The 17,087-nt window shown below is 71.2% G+C and carries 21 protein-coding genes; 9 read left to right on the forward strand and 12 right to left on the reverse strand.

Features of this window, described 5'->3' with window-relative positions; translation table 11 throughout:
- Positions 1-629 precede the first annotated feature (629 nt).
- The 9 genes from BH708_RS15090 to upp all read right to left on the reverse strand — a co-directional run bounded on the left by BH708_RS15090 (position 630) and on the right by upp (position 8,056).
- The gene (locus BH708_RS15090; protein ID WP_076809876.1) at positions 630-1,394 is read right to left on the reverse strand and encodes a winged helix-turn-helix domain-containing protein; all 765 of its coding nucleotides are present in this window, start codon (positions 1,392-1,394) and stop codon (positions 630-632) included.
- A gap of 170 nt (positions 1,395-1,564) precedes the next feature.
- Positions 1,565-1,726, reverse strand: coding sequence for a hypothetical protein (locus BH708_RS19895; RefSeq protein ID WP_157235992.1), 162 nt, complete (start codon positions 1,724-1,726; stop codon positions 1,565-1,567).
- Positions 1,727-1,786: 60 nt separating this feature from the next.
- On the reverse strand, positions 1,787-2,557 hold the full coding sequence (ureG, locus tag BH708_RS15095) for an urease accessory protein UreG (protein ID WP_076809877.1): 771 nt from the start codon (positions 2,555-2,557) through the stop codon (positions 1,787-1,789).
- A gap of 103 nt (positions 2,558-2,660) precedes the next feature.
- Entirely contained in the window at positions 2,661-3,593 is a 933-nt protein-coding gene (locus tag BH708_RS15100; RefSeq protein WP_083713648.1) for an urease accessory protein UreD, read from the reverse strand.
- Complete coding sequence (locus BH708_RS15105) at positions 3,568-4,293, reverse strand: urease accessory protein UreF (protein ID WP_076809878.1); 726 nt, start codon at positions 4,291-4,293, stop codon at positions 3,568-3,570. Before BH708_RS15105 ends, BH708_RS15100 begins: the two co-directional genes overlap by 26 nt.
- 2 nt (positions 4,294-4,295) lie before the next feature.
- The gene (locus BH708_RS15110; RefSeq protein ID WP_076809879.1) at positions 4,296-6,005 is read right to left on the reverse strand and encodes an urease subunit alpha; all 1,710 of its coding nucleotides are present in this window, start codon (positions 6,003-6,005) and stop codon (positions 4,296-4,298) included.
- Positions 5,998-6,570 carry an urease subunit beta gene (locus tag BH708_RS20415; RefSeq protein ID WP_253705355.1) on the reverse strand — a complete coding sequence of 191 codons (573 nt, stop codon included), beginning with the start codon at positions 6,568-6,570 and terminating at the stop codon, positions 5,998-6,000. Before BH708_RS20415 ends, BH708_RS15110 begins: the two co-directional genes overlap by 8 nt.
- Positions 6,571-6,580: 10 nt before the next feature.
- Positions 6,581-6,883, reverse strand: a complete 303-nt coding sequence (locus BH708_RS15120) for an urease subunit gamma (protein ID WP_076809880.1) — start codon at positions 6,881-6,883, stop codon at positions 6,581-6,583.
- Between the two features lie 534 nt (positions 6,884-7,417).
- Positions 7,418-8,056 (reverse strand): uracil phosphoribosyltransferase, encoded by a 639-nt coding sequence (upp, locus tag BH708_RS15125; protein WP_076809881.1) that lies wholly within the window; start codon positions 8,054-8,056, stop codon positions 7,418-7,420.
- Positions 8,057-8,162: 106 nt separating this feature from the next.
- On the opposite strand from upp, the gene BH708_RS15130 reads away from it, so the two are divergent.
- The 7 genes from BH708_RS15130 to BH708_RS15160 all read left to right on the forward strand — a co-directional run bounded on the left by BH708_RS15130 (position 8,163) and on the right by BH708_RS15160 (position 13,487).
- Positions 8,163-9,107 (forward strand): helix-turn-helix domain-containing protein, encoded by a 945-nt coding sequence (locus tag BH708_RS15130; protein ID WP_076809882.1) that lies wholly within the window; start codon positions 8,163-8,165, stop codon positions 9,105-9,107.
- Positions 9,104-9,658 (forward strand): dihydrofolate reductase family protein, encoded by a 555-nt coding sequence (locus tag BH708_RS15135; protein WP_076809883.1) that lies wholly within the window; start codon positions 9,104-9,106, stop codon positions 9,656-9,658. The genes BH708_RS15130 and BH708_RS15135 overlap by 4 nt, the downstream gene beginning before the upstream one ends.
- A 34-nt stretch (positions 9,659-9,692) precedes the next feature.
- Positions 9,693-10,184, forward strand: coding sequence for a tRNA adenosine(34) deaminase TadA (gene tadA / locus BH708_RS15140; RefSeq protein ID WP_076809884.1), 492 nt, complete (start codon positions 9,693-9,695; stop codon positions 10,182-10,184).
- A 221-nt stretch (positions 10,185-10,405) separates the two neighbouring features.
- Complete coding sequence (locus BH708_RS15145; protein ID WP_076809885.1) at positions 10,406-11,191, forward strand: ABC transporter ATP-binding protein; 786 nt, start codon at positions 10,406-10,408, stop codon at positions 11,189-11,191.
- A complete protein-coding gene (locus BH708_RS15150) occupies positions 11,188-12,045 on the forward strand; it encodes an ABC transporter permease (RefSeq protein ID WP_076809886.1) in 858 nt (285 codons plus the stop codon). The genes BH708_RS15145 and BH708_RS15150 overlap by 4 nt, the downstream gene beginning before the upstream one ends.
- 41 nt (positions 12,046-12,086) lie before the next feature.
- A complete protein-coding gene (locus BH708_RS15155; protein WP_076809887.1) occupies positions 12,087-13,112 on the forward strand; it encodes an ABC transporter substrate-binding protein in 1,026 nt (341 codons plus the stop codon).
- Between the two features lie 24 nt (positions 13,113-13,136).
- Complete coding sequence (locus BH708_RS15160; protein ID WP_076809888.1) at positions 13,137-13,487, forward strand: hypothetical protein; 351 nt, start codon at positions 13,137-13,139, stop codon at positions 13,485-13,487.
- Positions 13,488-13,527: 40 nt separating this feature from the next.
- Here the strand turns inward: BH708_RS15160 and BH708_RS15165 are convergent, their stop codons facing one another.
- From BH708_RS15165 to BH708_RS15175, 3 genes are all read right to left on the reverse strand, one after another.
- The gene (locus BH708_RS15165) at positions 13,528-14,163 is read right to left on the reverse strand and encodes a response regulator transcription factor (protein ID WP_076809889.1); all 636 of its coding nucleotides are present in this window, start codon (positions 14,161-14,163) and stop codon (positions 13,528-13,530) included.
- A complete protein-coding gene (locus tag BH708_RS15170; protein ID WP_076809890.1) occupies positions 14,160-15,326 on the reverse strand; it encodes a sensor histidine kinase in 1,167 nt (388 codons plus the stop codon). Before BH708_RS15170 ends, BH708_RS15165 begins: the two co-directional genes overlap by 4 nt.
- Positions 15,327-15,388: 62 nt before the next feature.
- On the reverse strand, positions 15,389-15,883 hold the full coding sequence (locus BH708_RS15175; RefSeq protein ID WP_076809891.1) for a hypothetical protein: 495 nt from the start codon (positions 15,881-15,883) through the stop codon (positions 15,389-15,391).
- Between the two features lie 352 nt (positions 15,884-16,235).
- On the opposite strand from BH708_RS15175, the gene BH708_RS20035 reads away from it, so the two are divergent.
- A complete protein-coding gene (locus tag BH708_RS20035) occupies positions 16,236-16,568 on the forward strand; it encodes a DUF4037 domain-containing protein (RefSeq protein ID WP_172805767.1) in 333 nt (110 codons plus the stop codon).
- Positions 16,569-16,576: 8 nt separating this feature from the next.
- The gene (locus BH708_RS15190; RefSeq protein WP_253705356.1) at positions 16,577-17,083 is read left to right on the forward strand and encodes a DUF4037 domain-containing protein; all 507 of its coding nucleotides are present in this window, start codon (positions 16,577-16,579) and stop codon (positions 17,081-17,083) included.
- Positions 17,084-17,087: the final 4 nt, after the last annotated feature.

The raw sequence follows: 17,087 nt of genomic DNA on the forward strand, positions 1-17,087 counted from the left end.
CCCCGAGGCACGGATGATGTGCGACGATCGGGGGCGTCACCCTCGGATCGGGCTGGTAGAGTCCCGGCTGAACGACGAGTTCGATGAAAACTTAAGAGATGTGTCGCTTCCCAAGACCCCCCTCATGGGGAGCGGCCGGACGGGCAACACGCCAGGTTCCCCCACTTTGGCAGCCCGTCCAGCCTGTTCGCCCGCACCCACCCCTGACGGACGACAGGCCTGACGAGCGGTCCGTGAGCCCCCGACGTTGTCGGTTGAGAGCTCCGGGCCGCTCGTCCCATTCCGGGCCAGGTCTGCTTCCGCGCGCAGTCGGCACCCGGACCAGGCCCGCGACGATGACGCGATGGACGTCGCCCTGGCCCCCGCCCCGAGCTGCTGGCTGCGGCGTCAGGTGCGCGGACCCTTCCAGCTGCTGGTCGCGCTCGGAAGCTTCCTGGGGCTCGGCGCCCCCTACACCGGCAGAGCACCTCGTCCGGCCCGCGATCGACCGGATCGACGCCTCGTAGGGCGGCGGGTTTCGATCAGCTCTTCCGCCTGTCCTGATCTCCTACCGCTCGTTCCTCGCAGTACGTCGATCAGCTGTGCCGTCTGTTCTGATCTCCTACCGCTCGTTCCTCGCAGTACGTCGATCAGCTCTCGATGATCGCGACGTCGCTGCCCGGGTCCAGGCGGTAGCCGGCACCGCGGACGGTGGAGATCAGGCGACGGTAACGGGCCAGCTTGGTCCGCACACGACGCACGTGGACGTCGACCGTGCGCTCGCCGGTGTCCTCCGGGGCCTCGGCCCACACCGAGGCCATGAGCTCCTCGCGGGAGATGGTCCGGCGCGCGTTGCGGGCCAGCTCCGCGAGCAGCTCGAACTCCTTGTAGGTCAGGTCCACGTCCTGTCCGTCGATCCGCACGCGACGGCCGAACAGGTCGATGACCAGGCTGTCCTCGACGGCGACGGAGGGGCTGGAGGGGCTGACGGCGGTGGCCCGCAGCGCCCGGCGGCGCGCGGTCTCGGCATCCTTGCGCGCCGGGGAGTTCGGGGAGACGACCCCGCCGCGGCGCGGACGCAGCGGGCTGACCGCCGCAGCGCCCTGACTGCGCGGCGGCAGCGTGCGGGCGCTCGAGCGGGGGGAACGGGCGGTCGAGAACGCGGAGGGGTGGGAGACCCCCACGGTGGTGCGGCCGTCGCGGGTGGCCGTCAGGCGCTGCGCGTGGGTGCGCAGGTCGTCGGCGATCAGGGCGGCCTCGACGTCGCCGGTGCCGGAGGGCAGGGTGACGGACACGGTGATGGTGACGCCCTCCTCCGCGGCCTGGGGGCGAGGGGCCGTGCCGCCGGCGCGGTACAGGCTGCGGGTCGGGGAGGCGTGCTGAGCAGAGGTGGGACGATCCAGGGCGATGGTCATGATGATGTTCTCCGAGGTGCGGCGCGAGCTGCGCGGCGGCTGGTGGGCCCGGGATCCCTGGGATCGACGCCGACTGGCGGATCGTGGTCAGGGGTGTGCTCCCGGTAGCACCTGGAGCCCGCGCCTTCCGGCCGGCTCCTGTCAGCCGACCCCGGAGGTGTCTGGAGCGCTCAGAGGCTCGGCTGACGATGCATCATCGGCATCATCATCATGGACATCATCGAGCGCATCGCGGAGCGGACCACCCGGCGGGTGGTCTGGCAGCGCGCGGCGATCAACGTCATGACCCCGAGCATGCCCGATCCCGCCCACAGCGGCAAGGGCGTGTTCACATTCCGATATGGCGCAGGTCAGCGCCGGCGGGGCAGGATCTGCAGGGTGCCCTCGAGGGGTCAGTGAGTATGGCCCGCGCCGCCGCTCGACCGCTCGAGGTCGGTGGTGTCATGGCTGTGCACGTATCCGCCCTCCTCGCTGTCGTCGGCGTGGAAGTGCGGGGCCATGGGGCCGGGGTCCTGCGGGGTGTGGCCCCCACCGAGGAAGGCGGCATGCATCTCGCGCACCCATCGGGCGAGGGTCTCGACGGTCTCGGGCTGCTTGCGCGAGACGCCCACCACCGCCCGTCCCTCCCGGGCCTGCGACGCGTCGGCGAGCATCTGCTCGACGTCCACGTCCACGTAGGGCGCCAGGTCGATCTTGTTGATGACCAGCAGGTCGGCCCGGCCGATACCGGGGCCGCCCTTGCGGGCGACGTCCCCGCCGCCGGCCACGTCCAGAACGAACAGCTGGGCATCGACGAGGGAGGGGGCGAAGGTCGCGGTGAGGTTGTCGCCGCCGGACTCGACCAGCACGATGTCGAGCGGGTCGAAGTCGCGCTCGAGATCCTCGACGGCCAGCAGGTTCATGGTGACGTCGTCCCGGATCGCGGTGTGCGGGCAGGCCCCGGTCTCGACCGCACGGATCCGCTCGCCGGGCAGCACGCCCTCGGAGCGGAGGAAGCGGGCGTCCTCGTCGGTGTAGATGTCATTGGTGATCACGCCGATCCGGAACTCCTCGGACAGGGCCCGGCAGAGGTTGGCGATGGTCGAGCTCTTCCCGGTGCCGACGGGGCCGGCCACCCCCAGGCGCAGGGCGCGACGGGGCTGCGAGGTGGTCTGTGCGGTCATGATTCCTCCTGGTGGAACGGATGGACGGGGACGGGGTGGAACGGGTGCGGGACGGGGCGGGGCGGATACGAGAGAGGACCGGATCCGGGACGGGGCGGGAAGATCATCGGGGGACGGCGGACCACTCCCGGGGGCCGGCGGCGGCCCAGGGCTCGCCGAACAGGCTCATCGCGGCGTCGAGCCGGCCGCGCAGCGCGGGGGCGTCCTCGCCGACGGCGGTGACCTGCACGGTCGATGGGTCCTGGCGCATCACGGCGCTGGCGGCATCCGGCGCGGCGGCCTCGGGCCCCGGGGCGCCGTCGGGGTCGACCACGACGATGTTGCCGAGCGCCCGATGGGGCCCGAACACGCTGGCGGCCCCGGCGCCGCGGGCGTCGGGGCCCAGGTCGAGCTGCTGGAGGAGGATCGGCGCCCCCTCGCGCCGCACGGAGAGATGGGCGGACAGCGAACCGGGGGCCTCCCGGTGGCGTCCCAGCACGAGCTCCTCGCGGTACAACAGCCGGGCGCGCGGGGCGAGCTGGGCGTCGATCACGTGGTGGTGATGACAGTTCGCGGCGGCGATCACCGGCTCGGGCAGCCAGATGCAGGTGGCACCGTCCTCCACCCGCACCCGCGTCACCCACCGCGATTGCTCCCCGTGCGGGCCGGGCAGCACCAAGGTCGCGCCGACGTCGCGCAGCACCAGGGTGGACCCCTCGCGGACGTGGATGTCCAGCAGATAGGTATCGCCGCCGACGGGACCGGCGGCGCTCGCCGACATCCGGATGCGGGCGGCATCGCCCCCTCGGACGAAGGGTTCCTCGCCGCTGGCGATCGTGGGGCGGGGCGACAGCGGGGTGTCGGCGCGCAGCCGGGAGACCGCCGTCCGCCCGCGCCGCAGCTCGGTGGAGATCACCGCGTGGCACAGGAACGCGCCGCGCCGGATGCGCCGTCGCTGCCGGGAGGGCTCGGTCTGCGCGAACTCGGGAAGCTCCGACGGTCCCGACAGCCCCGGCGCTCCCGACAGCGCGTCAGGAGGCGAAGAGGCGCTGGTCATGGTCTACATGCAGCTCGGCGGCGATATCGGACAGGGGCGCGGTGTGCGCGGGCAGCTCACGGGCGTCCCGGGGCGCGAAGGACGTGGCCGTCGCGGCCAGCTCGTCGAGCTCCCCGGCCAGCTCCGCCAGGCAGCGGTGGGTGGCGAACGGGTCGATGCTCATGAGCTTCACGGCGGCGACCGCGGGGGTGGCCGCGGTCTCGTACAGCACGAGCCCGGCGGCGTCGCGGGCGTCGAGCCCGAGGGCGGCGGCCACGACGCCGTAGGCGATCGGCTGCTGGAGCACGGGGCCGGCGGCCTCGAGGATCTCCTGCCGGCCCGGGGTGATCGAGCGCATCGCCCTCAGCAGCATCCTGCCCAGGTCCCGGGCGATCCGGCGCAGGGCGGGCGAGGGGGTGCGGGCCACCAGCTCCCGGTCCAGCTCCGCCAGCGCGGGACCGAGGGTGGTCAGGTCGCCGCGGTCCATCGCCGAGCGGGTGCGGTGCTGGGCCGCCGCGGCGAAGGAGGCGCTGACCAGGCCCGTGGTGTGGATGCGGCCGCGCAGGTACGCGGCGAGGTCCTCCGCGGAGCGGACCCAGCCGCGGGCGATCGCCTGCTCGAGGCCCGCGGAGTGCGCATAGCCGCCGGCGGGCAGGCGGCCGTCGCTCAGCAGCAGCAGGGCGGCGGAGCGCGACGGCGCCGAGGGCAGGGGTGCGGGCATCGTCAGAACAGGAAGTACCGCTGCGCCATGGGCACGAACTCGGCCGGTTCGTGCTCGATCAGCTCCCCGTCGACCCGCACCGCGTAGGTGTCGGGGTCCACCTCGATCGTCGGCCGGGCGGTGTTCAGCGGCAGATCGTCCTTGGTGATCTTCCGCGTCGAGGAGATCGGCACGATCTCGTGGTCCACGCCCATCCGTTCGACCACGCCGCTGTCCATCGCCAGCTCGGAGACGAAGGCATAGCTCGTGGCCCCGGCCGCCTTGGTGTGGGCGTTGAAGCCGAGCCGTCCGTACACCGGCTGCGGGGTGGGGATCGAGGCGTTCGGGTCGCCGATGGCGGCGACCGCCGCCATCCCGCCCTTGAACACGGCCGAGGTCCGCACTCCGAACAGCGAGGGCTGCCACAGCACGAAGTCCGCGAGCTTGCCCACCTCGATCGAGCCGACGTGTCGGTCGATCCCGTGCGCGACCGCCGGGGCGATCGTGTACTTGGCGACGTAGCGGCGCGCGCGATGGTTGTCGGCCGCCGAGTCCCCGTCGAGCGGCCCCCGCACCCGCTTCATCCGATGGGCGGTCTGCCAGGTGCGCATGATCGTCTCGCCGATGCGGCCCATCGCGAGCGAGTCCGAGCTCATGATCGACAGGGCACCCAAGTCCTGCAGCACGTCCTCCGCGGCGATCGTGCCGGCGCGCACCCGGGACTGGGCGAAGGAGAGGTCGTTGGGGACCTCAGGGTTCAGGTGGTGGGCGCCCATCACCATGTCCAGGTGCTCGTCGACGGTGTTGACCGTGTACGGGCGGGTGGGGTTGGTCGAGGCCGGCAGCACGTTGCGCTCGGAAGCGACCTTGATGATGTCCGGGGCGTGGCCGCCGCCGGCGCCCTCGGTGTGGAAGGCGTGGAAGGTCCGCCCGTCGACCGCCTTCAGCATGTCCTCGACGAAGCCGGCCTCGTTGAGGGTGTCGGAGTGGATGGCGACCTGCACGCCGGTGGCGTCGGCGATCTGCAGCGTCTTGTCGATCACGGCCGGGGTCGCACCCCAGTCCTCGTGGATCTTGAAACCGCCCATCCCGGCCCGGACCTGCTCCAGCAGCGCCTCGTCGTTCATGGCGTTGCCACGGCCCAGGAACATGAAGTTCACCGGCCAGGGGTCCAGCCCCTGGAACATCTTCTGCAGCCACCAGGCGCCGGGAGTGGCCAGGGCAGCCTTGGATCCCTCGGCCGGGCCGGTGCCGCCGCCGATCACGGTGGTCACGCCGGCGTTCAGCCCGACCTTCAGCTGGTCGGGGGTGACGTAGTGGACGTGGGTGTCCACCGCGCCGGCGGTCATGATCATCCCGTTGCCCGCCATCACCTCGGTGGACGGACCGATGACGAGGGACTCGTCGACCCCGTCCATCACGTCGGGGTTGCCGGCCTTGCCGATCCCGCAGAACTTTCCGTCGCGGACGCCGACGTCGGCCTTGACGATGCCCCAGTGGTCGAGGATCACCACACCCGTGATCACGAGGTCCGGGGTGTCCTCGGTGCGGGCGCGGGCGGACTGCAGCATCGACTCGCGGATGGATTTCCCGCCGCCGAAGACCGCTTCGTCGCCCCCGACGTAGTGGTCCTGCTCCACCTCGATGACCAGATCGGTGTCGGCGAGACGGATGCGGTCGCCGACCGTGGGACCGTAGCTGGCGACGTACTCGGAACGGCTGACCTCAGTCATCGAGCGGACCTCCGCATTCCCCGCGGAATCCCAGCGCGATGCGCCCGCCGCGGATGTCGATCAGTTGCACGTCCTCGTCGGCCCCGGGCTCGAAGCGCACGGAGCCGCCGGAGACGATGTTCAGCCGCTTGCCCCAGGCGGCGGAGCGGTCGAACTCCAGGCCGGGATTCGCCTCCGCGAAGTGGTAGTGCGAGCCGACCTGGATCGGGCGATCCGCCGAGTTGACCACCCGCAGCGTGATGGGCGTGCTGCCCTCGTTGATGACCACGGGACCATCGGCCAGGAGGATCTCCCCGGGCAGCACCGGCAGGCGATCGTCCTCCTGATCGCCGGTGAGACGGCGCGGCCCCTGCCTGGTGCTCGTGCCCGCGCGGCGCGGCTCGCTCGGGGCGCCGACGCCGGAGTGGCCCGGGGTGTCGTCATCCTCATAGGTGCGGCCGGGGTCGTCGGACGGGTGGACGACGGGCTCGGGGGAGCCTTCCGCGGTCAGCGCCGGGTTGTCGAAAGGGTTGTCCTCCATGCCGGGGGCATCGGCCGGATCCTGCGGGGGCTTGTCCTTGCTCATCGCACGTCCTTCACTGCAGCGGATGGGTGACGGTGACGAGCTTCGTCCCATCGGGGAAGGTCGCTTCGACCTGCACCTGGGCGAGCATCTCGGGGACGCCTTCCATGACGTCGTCACGGCCCAGCACGTAGCGGCCGCCCTCCATCAGGTCTGCCACCGACTGTCCGTCGCGGGCACCTTCGAGCAGGTAGGACGTGATCAGGGCCGTGGCCTCGGGGAGGTTGAGCTTGAGGCCGCGCTCCTTGCGCTCGAGCGCCAGCTTGCCGGCCATGTGGACCATGAGCCGTTCCTGCTCGTGCATGCTCAGAAACATCCGACCCTCCACCTTCTCGGTGACCAGGACCTCATAGTCTCCCGTCGCCGCGTCTTGGTCAATCCGGGGTGCCGTCGTGGGTCGAGGACGGGCTGGTGCGACCGTCACCGGGGGTGGGGCGCGTGCGATCGCCAGCGGGGGTGAGGTACGTGCGCTCGTCACGAGGAACGGGGAACGAGGAACGGGGAACGAGGAACGGGGAACGAGGAACGGGGACGGCGGGCCAGTGACGAGGACAGGGCGGGGGGTCTGGTCGGGTACGGGCGCCATGGCGGGCGTCCTGCCCATATGGGCACCGCGCACGCCATGGCGCCCGTACCCGACGATGGCCCGCCGCCACCGGGCGTCTTCGCGGCCGGTGATCGGGGGCCCGCCGCCACCGGGTGTCCTCGCGGCCGGTGATCGGGGGGCCGCCGCCACCGGGCGTCCTCGCGGCCGGTGATCGGTCGGGGGTGGGAGGCCGCAGCGGTCTCTTCATGGCCTCGAGCTGCTGCCTGCCGCACACGAGCTCACCGCAGGTCGATCAGGGGTGGATCAGTCGACGACCCCGAACAGCCGGTCCCCGGCGTCGCCGAGTCCGGGCACGATGTAGCCGTTCTCGTCGAGCTTCTCGTCGATGGAGGCGGTGACGACGGTGAGGTCGACCGCCGGATCGAGCTGCTCGTCCAGGGCCTTCAGGCCCTCCGGGGCGGCCAGCAGGGTCACGCAGGTGATGTCGCGGGCGCCGCGCTCGTGGAGGTATTCGCAGGAGGCGATGAGGGTGTGCCCGGTGGCGAGCATCGGGTCCAGCACGAAGCACTGGCGGCCGGAGAGGTCGTCCGGCAGACGGTTCGCATAGGTGGTGACCTCGAGGGTCTCGTCATTGCGGACCATGCCCAGGAAGCCGACCTCCGCGGTCGGCAGCAGCCGGGTGAGCCCGTCGAGCATGCCGAGCCCGGCACGCAGGATCGGCACCACCATCGGCTTGGGGTTGGTCAGCCGGGTGCCGGTCATCGTGGTGACCGGCGTCTCGATCTGCACCGGAGCGACGGCGACGTTGCGGGTCGCCTCGTAGGCCAGCAGGGTCACGAGCTCATCGGCGAGCTGGCGGAACACCGAGGAATGGGTGGCGCGATTGCGCAGCACCGACAGCTTGTGGGCAACGAGGGGGTGGTCGATCTCCAGGACGCGCATAGGGGTGAATCTACCGGACGTGGGCCGCTGTCACCGTGCGACGAAGCGTCGATCAGAGCAAGAACGATCAAGCGCCCGGCACGTCGGCTGCGCAAGACTCTCGGTCATGGCAGACCATGGGACCGATCCGCTTCGACGATTGCTCGATTCCGTTCTCGACGAGGGCAACCGGACCCTCGCTGACATGGCCCGGGGCGCCCACATCTCGCCGTTCCATCTCGCGCGCACCGTCGTCTCCCGCAGCGGGGAGTCCCCGGCGGCGATGCGTCGACGGATCCTCCTCGAGCGAGCGGCCTGGAGCATCCAGCAGGGTGAGAGCGTCACCGAGGCCGCTTTCGCCGCGGACTACGAGTCCATGGAGGGCTTCTCGCGGGCCTTCCGCCGCGCGTACGGACACGCCCCGAGCGCGATGCCGCCGCTGTCCGAGCGCGGGCACTGGCTCACGGCACCGAACGGTCTCCATTTCCACTCGCCGACCGCCCTGTACGTCGATGCCGGGCAGCTGCGCGAGCATCCCTCGGGGGACGTCCTCGCTCTGATGGTGGCCCATGACGTTGATGACATCGACCTGATCCTGGCGGTGGCGTCGGAGCTGTCCTCGTCGGAGCTCGCGCTCGAACGACTGCCGGGCAGTGCGCCGCGCGCCTGGGACGGACCGGACGCCTCGCTGATCCAGGTGCTGCGTCACCTGGCCCTGAGCAAGAGTCCCTGGCTGGCGAGCATCTCCGGGGACGAGGCTCCCGATCTCGGCGTCGCGGGCTCTCCGGTCGATCTCGCCGCACGGCACCAGGTGATCGGTCCGCGCTGGCTGGCCATGGTCCGGGATGTCGAGGCGCGCGGCGCCTGGTCGGACCGGATCGTCGATGCGCTGTGCACCCCGCCGGAGAGCTTCCAGCTCTCCCAGATCGTCGCCCACGAGCTCACCTTCTCGGCGCACCGACGGCTGCTGGCCCGATGGATGCTCGCCGACGCCGGCGCCGACCTGTCCGCCGCCGACCTCGACCCCGACCCCATCCTCTGGCACCGACGACTGAACGGAGAGCTGTCATGACCACCTACCGCTACTTCACCGCGACCAGCCTCGACGGGTTCCTCGCCGATGAGCACGACAGCCTGGACTGGCTGCTGTCCCAGCCCACGGGGACGGAGAGCATCCTCCCGTACGACACCTTCATCGCCGACATCGGTGCCATCGTGACCGGGCGCACCACCTATGACTGGGTCCTGCGACATGTCTCGGAGGGTGATCGCGCCGAGGATTCCCCCTGGGCATACGAACAGCCCACCGTCGTGTTCACCCATCGCCGCCTCGAGCCCGCCGGTGAGTTCGTCCGGAGCGTCTCCGGACCGCCCGCGCAGCACCGCGCCGCCCTCGAGGCCGCGGCCGACGGGAAGGACGTCTGGATCGTCGGGGGCGGTGATCTGGCTGCCGAGTTCGCCCGCGCGGGGATGCTCGACGAGATCTTCGTGTCGATCGCCCCCGTGACGCTCGGGGCCGGCAAGCCGCTGCTCGGTGGGCGCTTCGACCTCGAGCTGCTCGATCACGGGACCAATGGGGCGCTGCTGGAGGCGCGATACCGCGTGCTGGGGGAGCGGTCCTGACGCGACCCGACCATCAGCACGCGACAATGGCCCCATGACCGATGACGAGCTGATGGGCCTGGCGATCGACGAGGCCCGCGCGGCCGCCGCGCGCGACGTGGCCGACGTGCCCATCGGCGCGGCCGTCGTCGGCCCCGACGGGACGGTGCTCGCCACCGCCGGGAACCGACGTGAGGCCGACGAGGACCCCACCGCGCACGCCGAGATCCTCGCCCTGCGGGAGGCCGCGAGGGTCACGGGCCGCTGGAACCTGACCGGGTGCACGCTCGTGGTCACCCTCGAGCCGTGCACCATGTGCGCCGGCGCGATCGTCCTGGCCCGCACGCAGCGCGTGGTCGTCGGCGCGCCCGACCCGAAGGCCGGCGCCGCCGGATCCCTCTACGACCTGGTGCGCGAGCCGCGGCTGAACCACCGCGTGGAGCTGACCAGCGGGGTGCGCGAGCAGGAGTGCGGCGATCTGCTGCGGGAGTTCTTCCGGGCGCGGCGGCAGCGGGTCGTGGGGACGGAGGGGGAGGGCACCTCGTGATCCCGTCGAGGAGGAGCGAGCGGTTCTCGGGAACCGACCGCACCGGGCGTCCGGGCCCTGCCGCCGACCCCGCGTGACGCCCTCCATCTCATCGCGTCCGTTCTCTGAGACGCGCCCGGGAGCGAGGGTCCCGGACCCTACAGTGGTGCTGGTCCGTCCCTGCCCTTGAGACCGCACCGCCGGCCGTCGACTCCGCCGCTGGACGGTGGAGGAGAGCACCCATGTCATCAGCCGATCATGCGACCGTCGTCGCAGAGGACGTCTCTAAGGTCTTCTTCGCCGGGACCGATCCCGTCTGGGCCCTCGAGGACTTCTCCCTGACCCTCCGGCCGGGTTCCTTCACCTGCATCGTCGGTCCGTCCGGCTGCGGGAAATCGACCTTCCTGCGCATCCTCGGCGGGCTCGAGGAGCGCACCGTCGGGGAGGTCACCATGACCGGTGCCGACCACGCCGTGCCGGCCGCCTTCGTGTTCCAGGAGCACGGGGTCTTCCCATGGATGACCGTCCTGGACAACGTCGCCTTCGGACTGCGCATGACCGGTGTCGGGACTCGGGAGCGCACACGCATCTCCCGTGACTGGCTGGACCGGGTGCGCCTGGGATCCTTCGCCGACTCCTACCCCCATCAGCTCTCCGGCGGCATGCGCCAGCGGCTCGCGATCGCCCGCGCCTTCGCGACCGGGTCGCCCGTGCTGCTGATGGACGAGCCGCTCGGGGCGCTCGACGCCCAGACGCGCATGCTCATGCAGGAGGAGCTGGTCGCCCTCTGGGAGGCCGAGCGCAAGACCGTCCTCATGGTCACGCACGACATCGATGAGGCGATCATCCTGGGCGACCGCATCATCGTCATGTCGGGGCGTCCCGGGACACTCCGCGAGGACATCACCGTGCCCTTCGAGCGGCCCCGCTCCGTCGACATCGAGCGCACCGCCGGGTTCGGGGAGCTGCGCTCACGCATCTGGAACCTGCTGCGCGACGACGTCCGCACCGCTGAGGAGACCGCATGAGCACCGACACCTCCGCCTCCGCGCCCGCTGCCACCGCCGACCGCGAGCAGCGCACCCTGGACGCGGCGCGGTCCCATCGCGCCCGCGAGAGCCGACTGCGCCGACGCGACCTCGCCCTCTCGATCGTGGCCCCCATCCTGCTGGTGGTGCTGTGGGAGGTGTGCGCCCGGGCGCTGATCATCGACCCGCGGTTCTTCCCCCCACCCACGCGCATCCTCGCCGCCGGTGTGGAGATGATCGGCAGCGGGGAGCTGTGGCAGCACACAGGGCCCACACTCATGCGCCTGCTGGTGGGCGGCGGCCTCGGCGCGCTCGTCGGCATCGTGACGGGCCTGCTGATGGGCTCCTCGCGTGCCGTGAACGCGGCATTGGGCCCGCTGTTCTCCGCGCTGTACCCCCTGCCGAAGATCGCGATCTTCCCGATCCTGCTGATGATCTTCGGGCCCACTGAACTGCCCAAGATCATCGCCGTGTTCATCACGACGTTCTTCATCATGCAGATCAACACCGTCTCGGGAGTGTGGGCGATCGACCGCAAGCTCCTCGAGGCGGGGACCGCCTACGGCGCGACCGGCTTCGCCCGGTTCCGCTTCGTCGTCCTGCCCGGGGCGATGCCCTTCGTGTTCTCCGGTCTGCGGACCGCCACCGGGACCGCCGTCGTGGTGGTCACCGCGGTCGAGTTCACCGGCGCCTCCACGACAGGGCTCGGCTACCTGATCTGGAACTCCTGGCAGCTGTTCATCCCCGAGAAGCTCTACGTGGGTCTGCTGGTGATCGGCATCATCGGCGCCACCTTGACCACCCTGCTCAGCCGATCGGAGAAGCTGCTGCTGCCCTGGCGCCGCGACAGCTGATCCGCCCCCACCCCGAAACCCAGTGAACCCGAGGAATCCCCATGCGACGACGCACCCTCCTGTCCCTCGCCTCCGCCACCACCCTCGGCGGAGCCCTCGCCGCCTGTGGTCCCGCCGTCACCGGCGAGGACTCCGGATCCGGCTCGGGAGCCGGCGACGGCATCGTCCGGGTGGGCCATGTGCCCTCCTCGCTCTTCGCCCCGCTGTATGTCGCCGACGCGAACGGCTATTTCGAGGACGAGGGGATCACCCTCGAGCTGACGCCGCTGAAATCCGGTCAGGACGGCATCCCGATGCTCTCGAACGACCAGCTCGACGTGATGATTGCGGGCTTCAGCGCCGGGATGTTCAACGCCTTGGACCAGGGTCTGGCCTTCAAGGTCGTCGGCTCCATGGGGATCTCTCCGGGAGACCCCGAGAACTCCCCGACGGCGCTCGAGGTCGCTCAGGAGCTCATCGACGACGGCTCCGTCTCCTCGGTCGCCGATCTCGCCGGGCGCAAGATCGCCGTCGCCGGCGGCCCCGGCGCGACCGGCGGCTATCTGCTCGCCGCGATGCTCGAGGAGGGCGGGCTGACGCTGAACGACGTCGAGGTCTCCAACCTCTCGACCCCGGATCAGGAGCCCGCGATCACCAACGGCTCCGTCGAGGCCGCGACCCCGTCGGCCCCCTTCTCCACGGCGATGGAGGAGGCCGGCGTCGCCTCCCCGCTGGCGGTGCCGAAGAAGGGTACCACCGGGACCGGAGTCCTCTACTCGGAGACGTTCCTCGGCGCGGATCTCGCCCAGGGCTTCTTCTCGGCCCTGGCCAGGGGATCCCAGGACCTCGCGGCCGACGGGAAGCAGAGCGACGAGGTCTACCAGATCCTCGCCGACACCCTGGGCCAGAAGATCGACGTCCTCACGACGTCACCGATGTACAGCTACCTTCCCGACCTCGCCCCGCAGCCGGAGCAGCTGGAGAACATGCAGACGGTGTGGATCGACGCCGAGCAGATCACGTACTCCGAGCCGATCGACGTGGCGACCGTCGTCGACGCGAGCTTCGCCGAGGGCGCCGCGGGCTGAGCCCGGGCGGAGCACACTGGGGGCATGGCGACCTCCGCGCGAGAACGATCCGCGGTGATCACCGCCCTCGTGGTGGTGCTCGTCGGGATGCTCCTGTACGCCGTGGCGATCCTGGTGGCGCCGACGGAGCGCTCCGACGGCACGTGCGCGGGGATCGGTTTCGGGTGCTCACCCGCGCCCCGGGACATGCTCGTCCTCTCCGCGTTCTTCGTCGTGCTCCCGGTGATGGTGTGCACGGCCGTCACCTGCCCCGTGGCCATCCTGGTGCTGCTGCGCCACACCCGCCTGCCGGGGGTCGTCGTCGGCCTGATCGGCACGATCGGCGGCGGATTGGTCGCCGCGGCGGTGACCTTGGGGTTCCTGACGCTGATCTGAGCAGCCGGAGGGGAGCGGCGGACGACGGGTCGTGCTGCGCTCAGATCCAGCCCTGCCGGCGCGCGATCGCCACGGCCTCGTGCCGGTTCGCGGCCTGCAGCTTCGCCTGCGCGCTGGAGAGATAGTTGCGCACCGTGCCTTCGGCCAGGTGCGCGCGTCGGGCGATCTGCTCCACGGCGGCCCCGTCGGCCGCGTACTCGAGCACGTCGGACTCTCGCGGGGTCAGCGGGGAATCGCCGGAGGAGATGGTCTCCGCGGCCAGCTCCGGATCGATCACCCGGCGCCCGGCGGCGACCGATCGCACCGCTCGCGCCAGCTGATCGGCCGAGGTGGTCTTGGGCAGGAAGCCCAGCACACCCTGGGCGAGGGCCCGCTTGAGATAGCCGGGCCGGGCATGCGAGGTGAGGACCAGACAGCGGGTGGCGGGGGAGGCCTCCGCGATCCGTGCGCACAGGTCGAGGCCGTCGCCGTCGGGCAGCTGCAGGTCGAGCACCGCCACCTCGGGCTGTTCGGTGCGGGCCAGCCGCAGGCCTTCCGCGACCGTCGCGGCCTCACCGAGGACCTCGAGGTCCTCCTCGAGGGACAGCATGGTGGCCAGCGCCGAGCGGATCAGGTGCTCGTCGTCGACGAGGATCACGCGCAGCGGGGCGGGGCCGGTGGGGGATGGGGTGGTCATGAGGTCCCTTCCTGGGCATCGAAGCGGACGTCGAGGGTGAAGGTGCCGTCCTCGCGGTGGGTGCGCAGGGCCGCGTGCGGGCCGAGGCGCTCCCGCATGCCGGTCAGCCCGCTGCCCTCCCGGACGTCCCCGTCGCCGGTGGCGCCGTCGTTGACCAGTGTCACGCCTCGGTCGGTGAGGGTGATCGTCACGCCGGTCGGATCGGCATGACGCAGGATGTTCGTGCCGCCCTCGCGCAGCACCCAGGCGGCGGTGCCCGCCCGCGCCGCGGGGACGACCTCCGCGGAGCCGTTGATCGTGACCTCCACGTGCGCCGAGCGCAGCAGGGACGCGGTGCCGCGCAGCTCGGTGGCCAGATCCGCCTCCCGGTAGCCGCGCACCAGGGCCCGGATCTCCGCGAGGGAGGCTCGGGCGATCTGCGCGGCCTCCCGCCCGTGCTCGACGGCGCGGGCATCGCCGCGCTCGGCCAGCTGGGCGACCAGCTCAGACTTCACGGCGATCACGGATAGGTCGCGTCCCGTCACATCGTGCAGGTCACGAGCGAAGCGCAGGCGTTCCTCGGCGACCGCGAGCTGGGCCTGGGCCTGGCGGGCGTCCTCGAGCTCGCGCACCACGGCCGCGAGCCAGAGGGTGCCGCGGACGGTGGTCACGGAGGCGAGGCCGAAGGAGAAGCCGATCGCGATCGCCGGCAAGGGAGCGCCCAGGGTGACGGCACCGACACCTAGGGCGAAGGCCGCGAGGGCGCCGATCCACCACGGGACGCACAACCCGGCGACCCCGATCAGCAGGGTCAGGGAGGCGATCAGGAGACGAGAGTCCGTGCCCGCCAGCAGCATGGCCACGGCGATCACGCCGCTCAGCACGGCGACGGCGTACAGGCTCCGATCACTGCGGAGGAACCCCAGCCGCGGCAGGTCCCAGCGTCCGTGCACGGTCGGCGCCTCGGACCTCGACCAGGCGTGCATGGTGCGCCAGGAGGACCAGCCGCCCACGGCCATCTGTACGAGCAGCAGGGTCGTGGCGACGGGATGGGCGCCCATCGATTCCGGGAGCCTGACGCCCAGGAACTGCAGCACGCCCAGCGGGAGCAGCACCAGCACGGTCACCACGGAGTACGCGGTGTAGGCGAAGAAGATGCTCCACTGGCGAGCGGTCGTGGTCACTGCTGGCCTTCCCGGGACGTCGACGGTGCGCAGAGCATGATCAGGAGCCTACTCAGGACGGGTCAGGAGATGGCGGCGCCGACCAGGTTGCCGAAGGCCCCGAACAGGACCCCCCAGGCGGTGATCGAGACGGCCATCCACACGTAGACCTGCCGCCGGGTGGCGCCCAGAGCCACCAGGGCGGGGGCCGTGATCTGGGAGGCCACCAGCAGCGGCCCCAACAGGCACACCCCGGGCACCCCGTACTTGTCCAGCGCGTTCGCGACCTTCCGGCGGAATCCGGAGGGCTCGGTGCCCGCGCCCCTCGAACGGCCCTGGGCGACGGCGTCCCGTGCCCGACCGGTCAGCGCCACGATCCCGAAGGTGCACAGCAGGTTGCCGAGCACCGCGGCGGGCACGGCGATCAGCGGCGAGATGCCGACGACGGTGCCGAGCAAGCTGCCGAAGTACGACTCGATGAAGGGGATCGCTCCGACGGGGACGAGGGCGAGGACCTGCTGCCACGGCTCGAGGCCGTCGACAAAGGTGGTGAGCTGAGCGAGGAGGTCCTGGATCATGGCGGGCCCTTTCGGTGGATGATGCCCCCAGTGTTCCGAGAACGCATGCAGGTGGGTAGGGCGAGGGATCATTGGCGCCGGTGGCTCGTTCACGCCTCACCCATGAGAAATGTCAGGGACCGTATTTCCCGTGACCCGAGGTCGCCATGGGCCTACGCTCCCGACATGGCTGACTTCCTGCCTGGATTGGACCTGGCTCGAGGCCTCCACGACGAGGTCGTCGCCCCGGTGCTCGACGTCCCGTACGCCGCCTGTCTGCTCGGGGAGGGCTCGGAGGTCCTGGGCTTCGACGACGCACGCTCGCGCGACCACGAGTGGGGGCCGCGACTGCAGCTGTTCGTCGCCGTCGCCGATGTCGACCACGTCTCCCGCACGGTGCGGGCCGCTGTGCCCCCGACGTACCCGGGGGCACCCCACGAGCTGGTTCTCCCTCGACGCGGGGAAGAGCACCGACCACCTGGACGTCACGAGCGCCGCGCTGTGGATGGCCAGCCGATTGCCGACGATCCCTGCCGAGCCCGCGGACGCGGCGGCTTGGCTGGCGATCCCGCAGCAGCACCTCCTCCAGCTCACGGCCGGCGAGGTCTTCCACGACGACATCGGGGAGATCACGGCCTGGCGTGAGGCCTTCGAGTGGTATCCCCCGATGTCTGGCGGTGGATGCTGGCGTGCCAGTGGCACCTGATCGGGCAGGTGCACCCGCTTCTCGCCCGCACCGTCGAGACCGGCGACCAGCGCGGCGCACGTCTGCTCTCCGCGCGGCTGGCCGAGCTCATGATGGAGCTGGCCTTCCTCCAGGAACGGCGGTACCGGCCGTACGCGAAGTGGTTCGGCCGCGCCTTCGAGCAGCTCGCCGTCGCTCGCGAGCTCGGCCCGCTCCTGGACGCGGGCGCCGAGGGGCGGCTCGAGGCGCTGGTCCTCCTGGGGCGGTGCCACGACCAGCTCGGCATCACAGAGCGCGTGGGCCCGCGGATCGAGCAGTTCTCCGTCGGGATCGCCGACGCCGTGCGGCCGTACTCCGTGCTCAATACGGGCGAGTACGTCGATGCGACCGTCGAGGCGATCGGCGACCGCTCGCTGCGCGACCTTCCGCGGGTGGGCTCGCTCGATCAGCTCACCCACGCCGACGACACGCTCATCACCTTCACCGATTGGCCCGCCGCGCTCGCGGAACGGTTCCGTGATCAGCTCGGTCACTGACCGT

The organism is Brachybacterium sp. P6-10-X1 (genome assembly GCF_001969445.1).
GTDB lineage: Bacteria > Actinomycetota > Actinomycetes > Actinomycetales > Dermabacteraceae > Brachybacterium.

What these genes read in the sequence shown, in the direction of transcription:
- BH708_RS15090 (WP_076809876.1), bottom strand. Translation starts at nt 1,394, where the DNA reads ATGACCATCGCCCTGGATCGTCCCACCTCTGCTCAGCACGCCTCCCCG.
- ureG (WP_076809877.1), bottom strand. Translation starts at nt 2,557, where the DNA reads ATGACCGCACAGACCACCTCGCAGCCCCGTCGCGCCCTGCGCCTGGGG.
- BH708_RS15100 (WP_083713648.1), bottom strand. Translation starts at nt 3,593, where the DNA reads ATGACCAGCGCCTCTTCGCCTCCTGACGCGCTGTCGGGAGCGCCGGGG.
- BH708_RS15105 (WP_076809878.1), bottom strand. Translation starts at nt 4,293, where the DNA reads ATGCCCGCACCCCTGCCCTCGGCGCCGTCGCGCTCCGCCGCCCTGCTG.
- BH708_RS15110 (WP_076809879.1), bottom strand. Translation starts at nt 6,005, where the DNA reads ATGACTGAGGTCAGCCGTTCCGAGTACGTCGCCAGCTACGGTCCCACG.
- BH708_RS20415 (WP_253705355.1), bottom strand. Translation starts at nt 6,570, where the DNA reads ATGAGCAAGGACAAGCCCCCGCAGGATCCGGCCGATGCCCCCGGCATG.
- BH708_RS15120 (WP_076809880.1), bottom strand. Translation starts at nt 6,883, where the DNA reads ATGTTTCTGAGCATGCACGAGCAGGAACGGCTCATGGTCCACATGGCC.
- upp (WP_076809881.1), bottom strand. Translation starts at nt 8,056, where the DNA reads ATGCGCGTCCTGGAGATCGACCACCCCCTCGTTGCCCACAAGCTGTCG.
- BH708_RS15130 (WP_076809882.1), top strand. Translation starts at nt 8,163, where the DNA reads ATGGCAGACCATGGGACCGATCCGCTTCGACGATTGCTCGATTCCGTT.
- BH708_RS15135 (WP_076809883.1), top strand. Translation starts at nt 9,104, where the DNA reads ATGACCACCTACCGCTACTTCACCGCGACCAGCCTCGACGGGTTCCTC.
- tadA (WP_076809884.1), top strand. Translation starts at nt 9,693, where the DNA reads ATGACCGATGACGAGCTGATGGGCCTGGCGATCGACGAGGCCCGCGCG.
- BH708_RS15145 (WP_076809885.1), top strand. Translation starts at nt 10,406, where the DNA reads ATGTCATCAGCCGATCATGCGACCGTCGTCGCAGAGGACGTCTCTAAG.
- BH708_RS15150 (WP_076809886.1), top strand. Translation starts at nt 11,188, where the DNA reads ATGAGCACCGACACCTCCGCCTCCGCGCCCGCTGCCACCGCCGACCGC.
- BH708_RS15155 (WP_076809887.1), top strand. Translation starts at nt 12,087, where the DNA reads ATGCGACGACGCACCCTCCTGTCCCTCGCCTCCGCCACCACCCTCGGC.
- BH708_RS15160 (WP_076809888.1), top strand. Translation starts at nt 13,137, where the DNA reads ATGGCGACCTCCGCGCGAGAACGATCCGCGGTGATCACCGCCCTCGTG.
- BH708_RS15165 (WP_076809889.1), bottom strand. Translation starts at nt 14,163, where the DNA reads ATGACCACCCCATCCCCCACCGGCCCCGCCCCGCTGCGCGTGATCCTC.
- BH708_RS15175 (WP_076809891.1), bottom strand. Translation starts at nt 15,883, where the DNA reads ATGATCCAGGACCTCCTCGCTCAGCTCACCACCTTTGTCGACGGCCTC.
- BH708_RS20035 (WP_172805767.1), top strand. Translation starts at nt 16,236, where the DNA reads ATGTCGACCACGTCTCCCGCACGGTGCGGGCCGCTGTGCCCCCGACGT.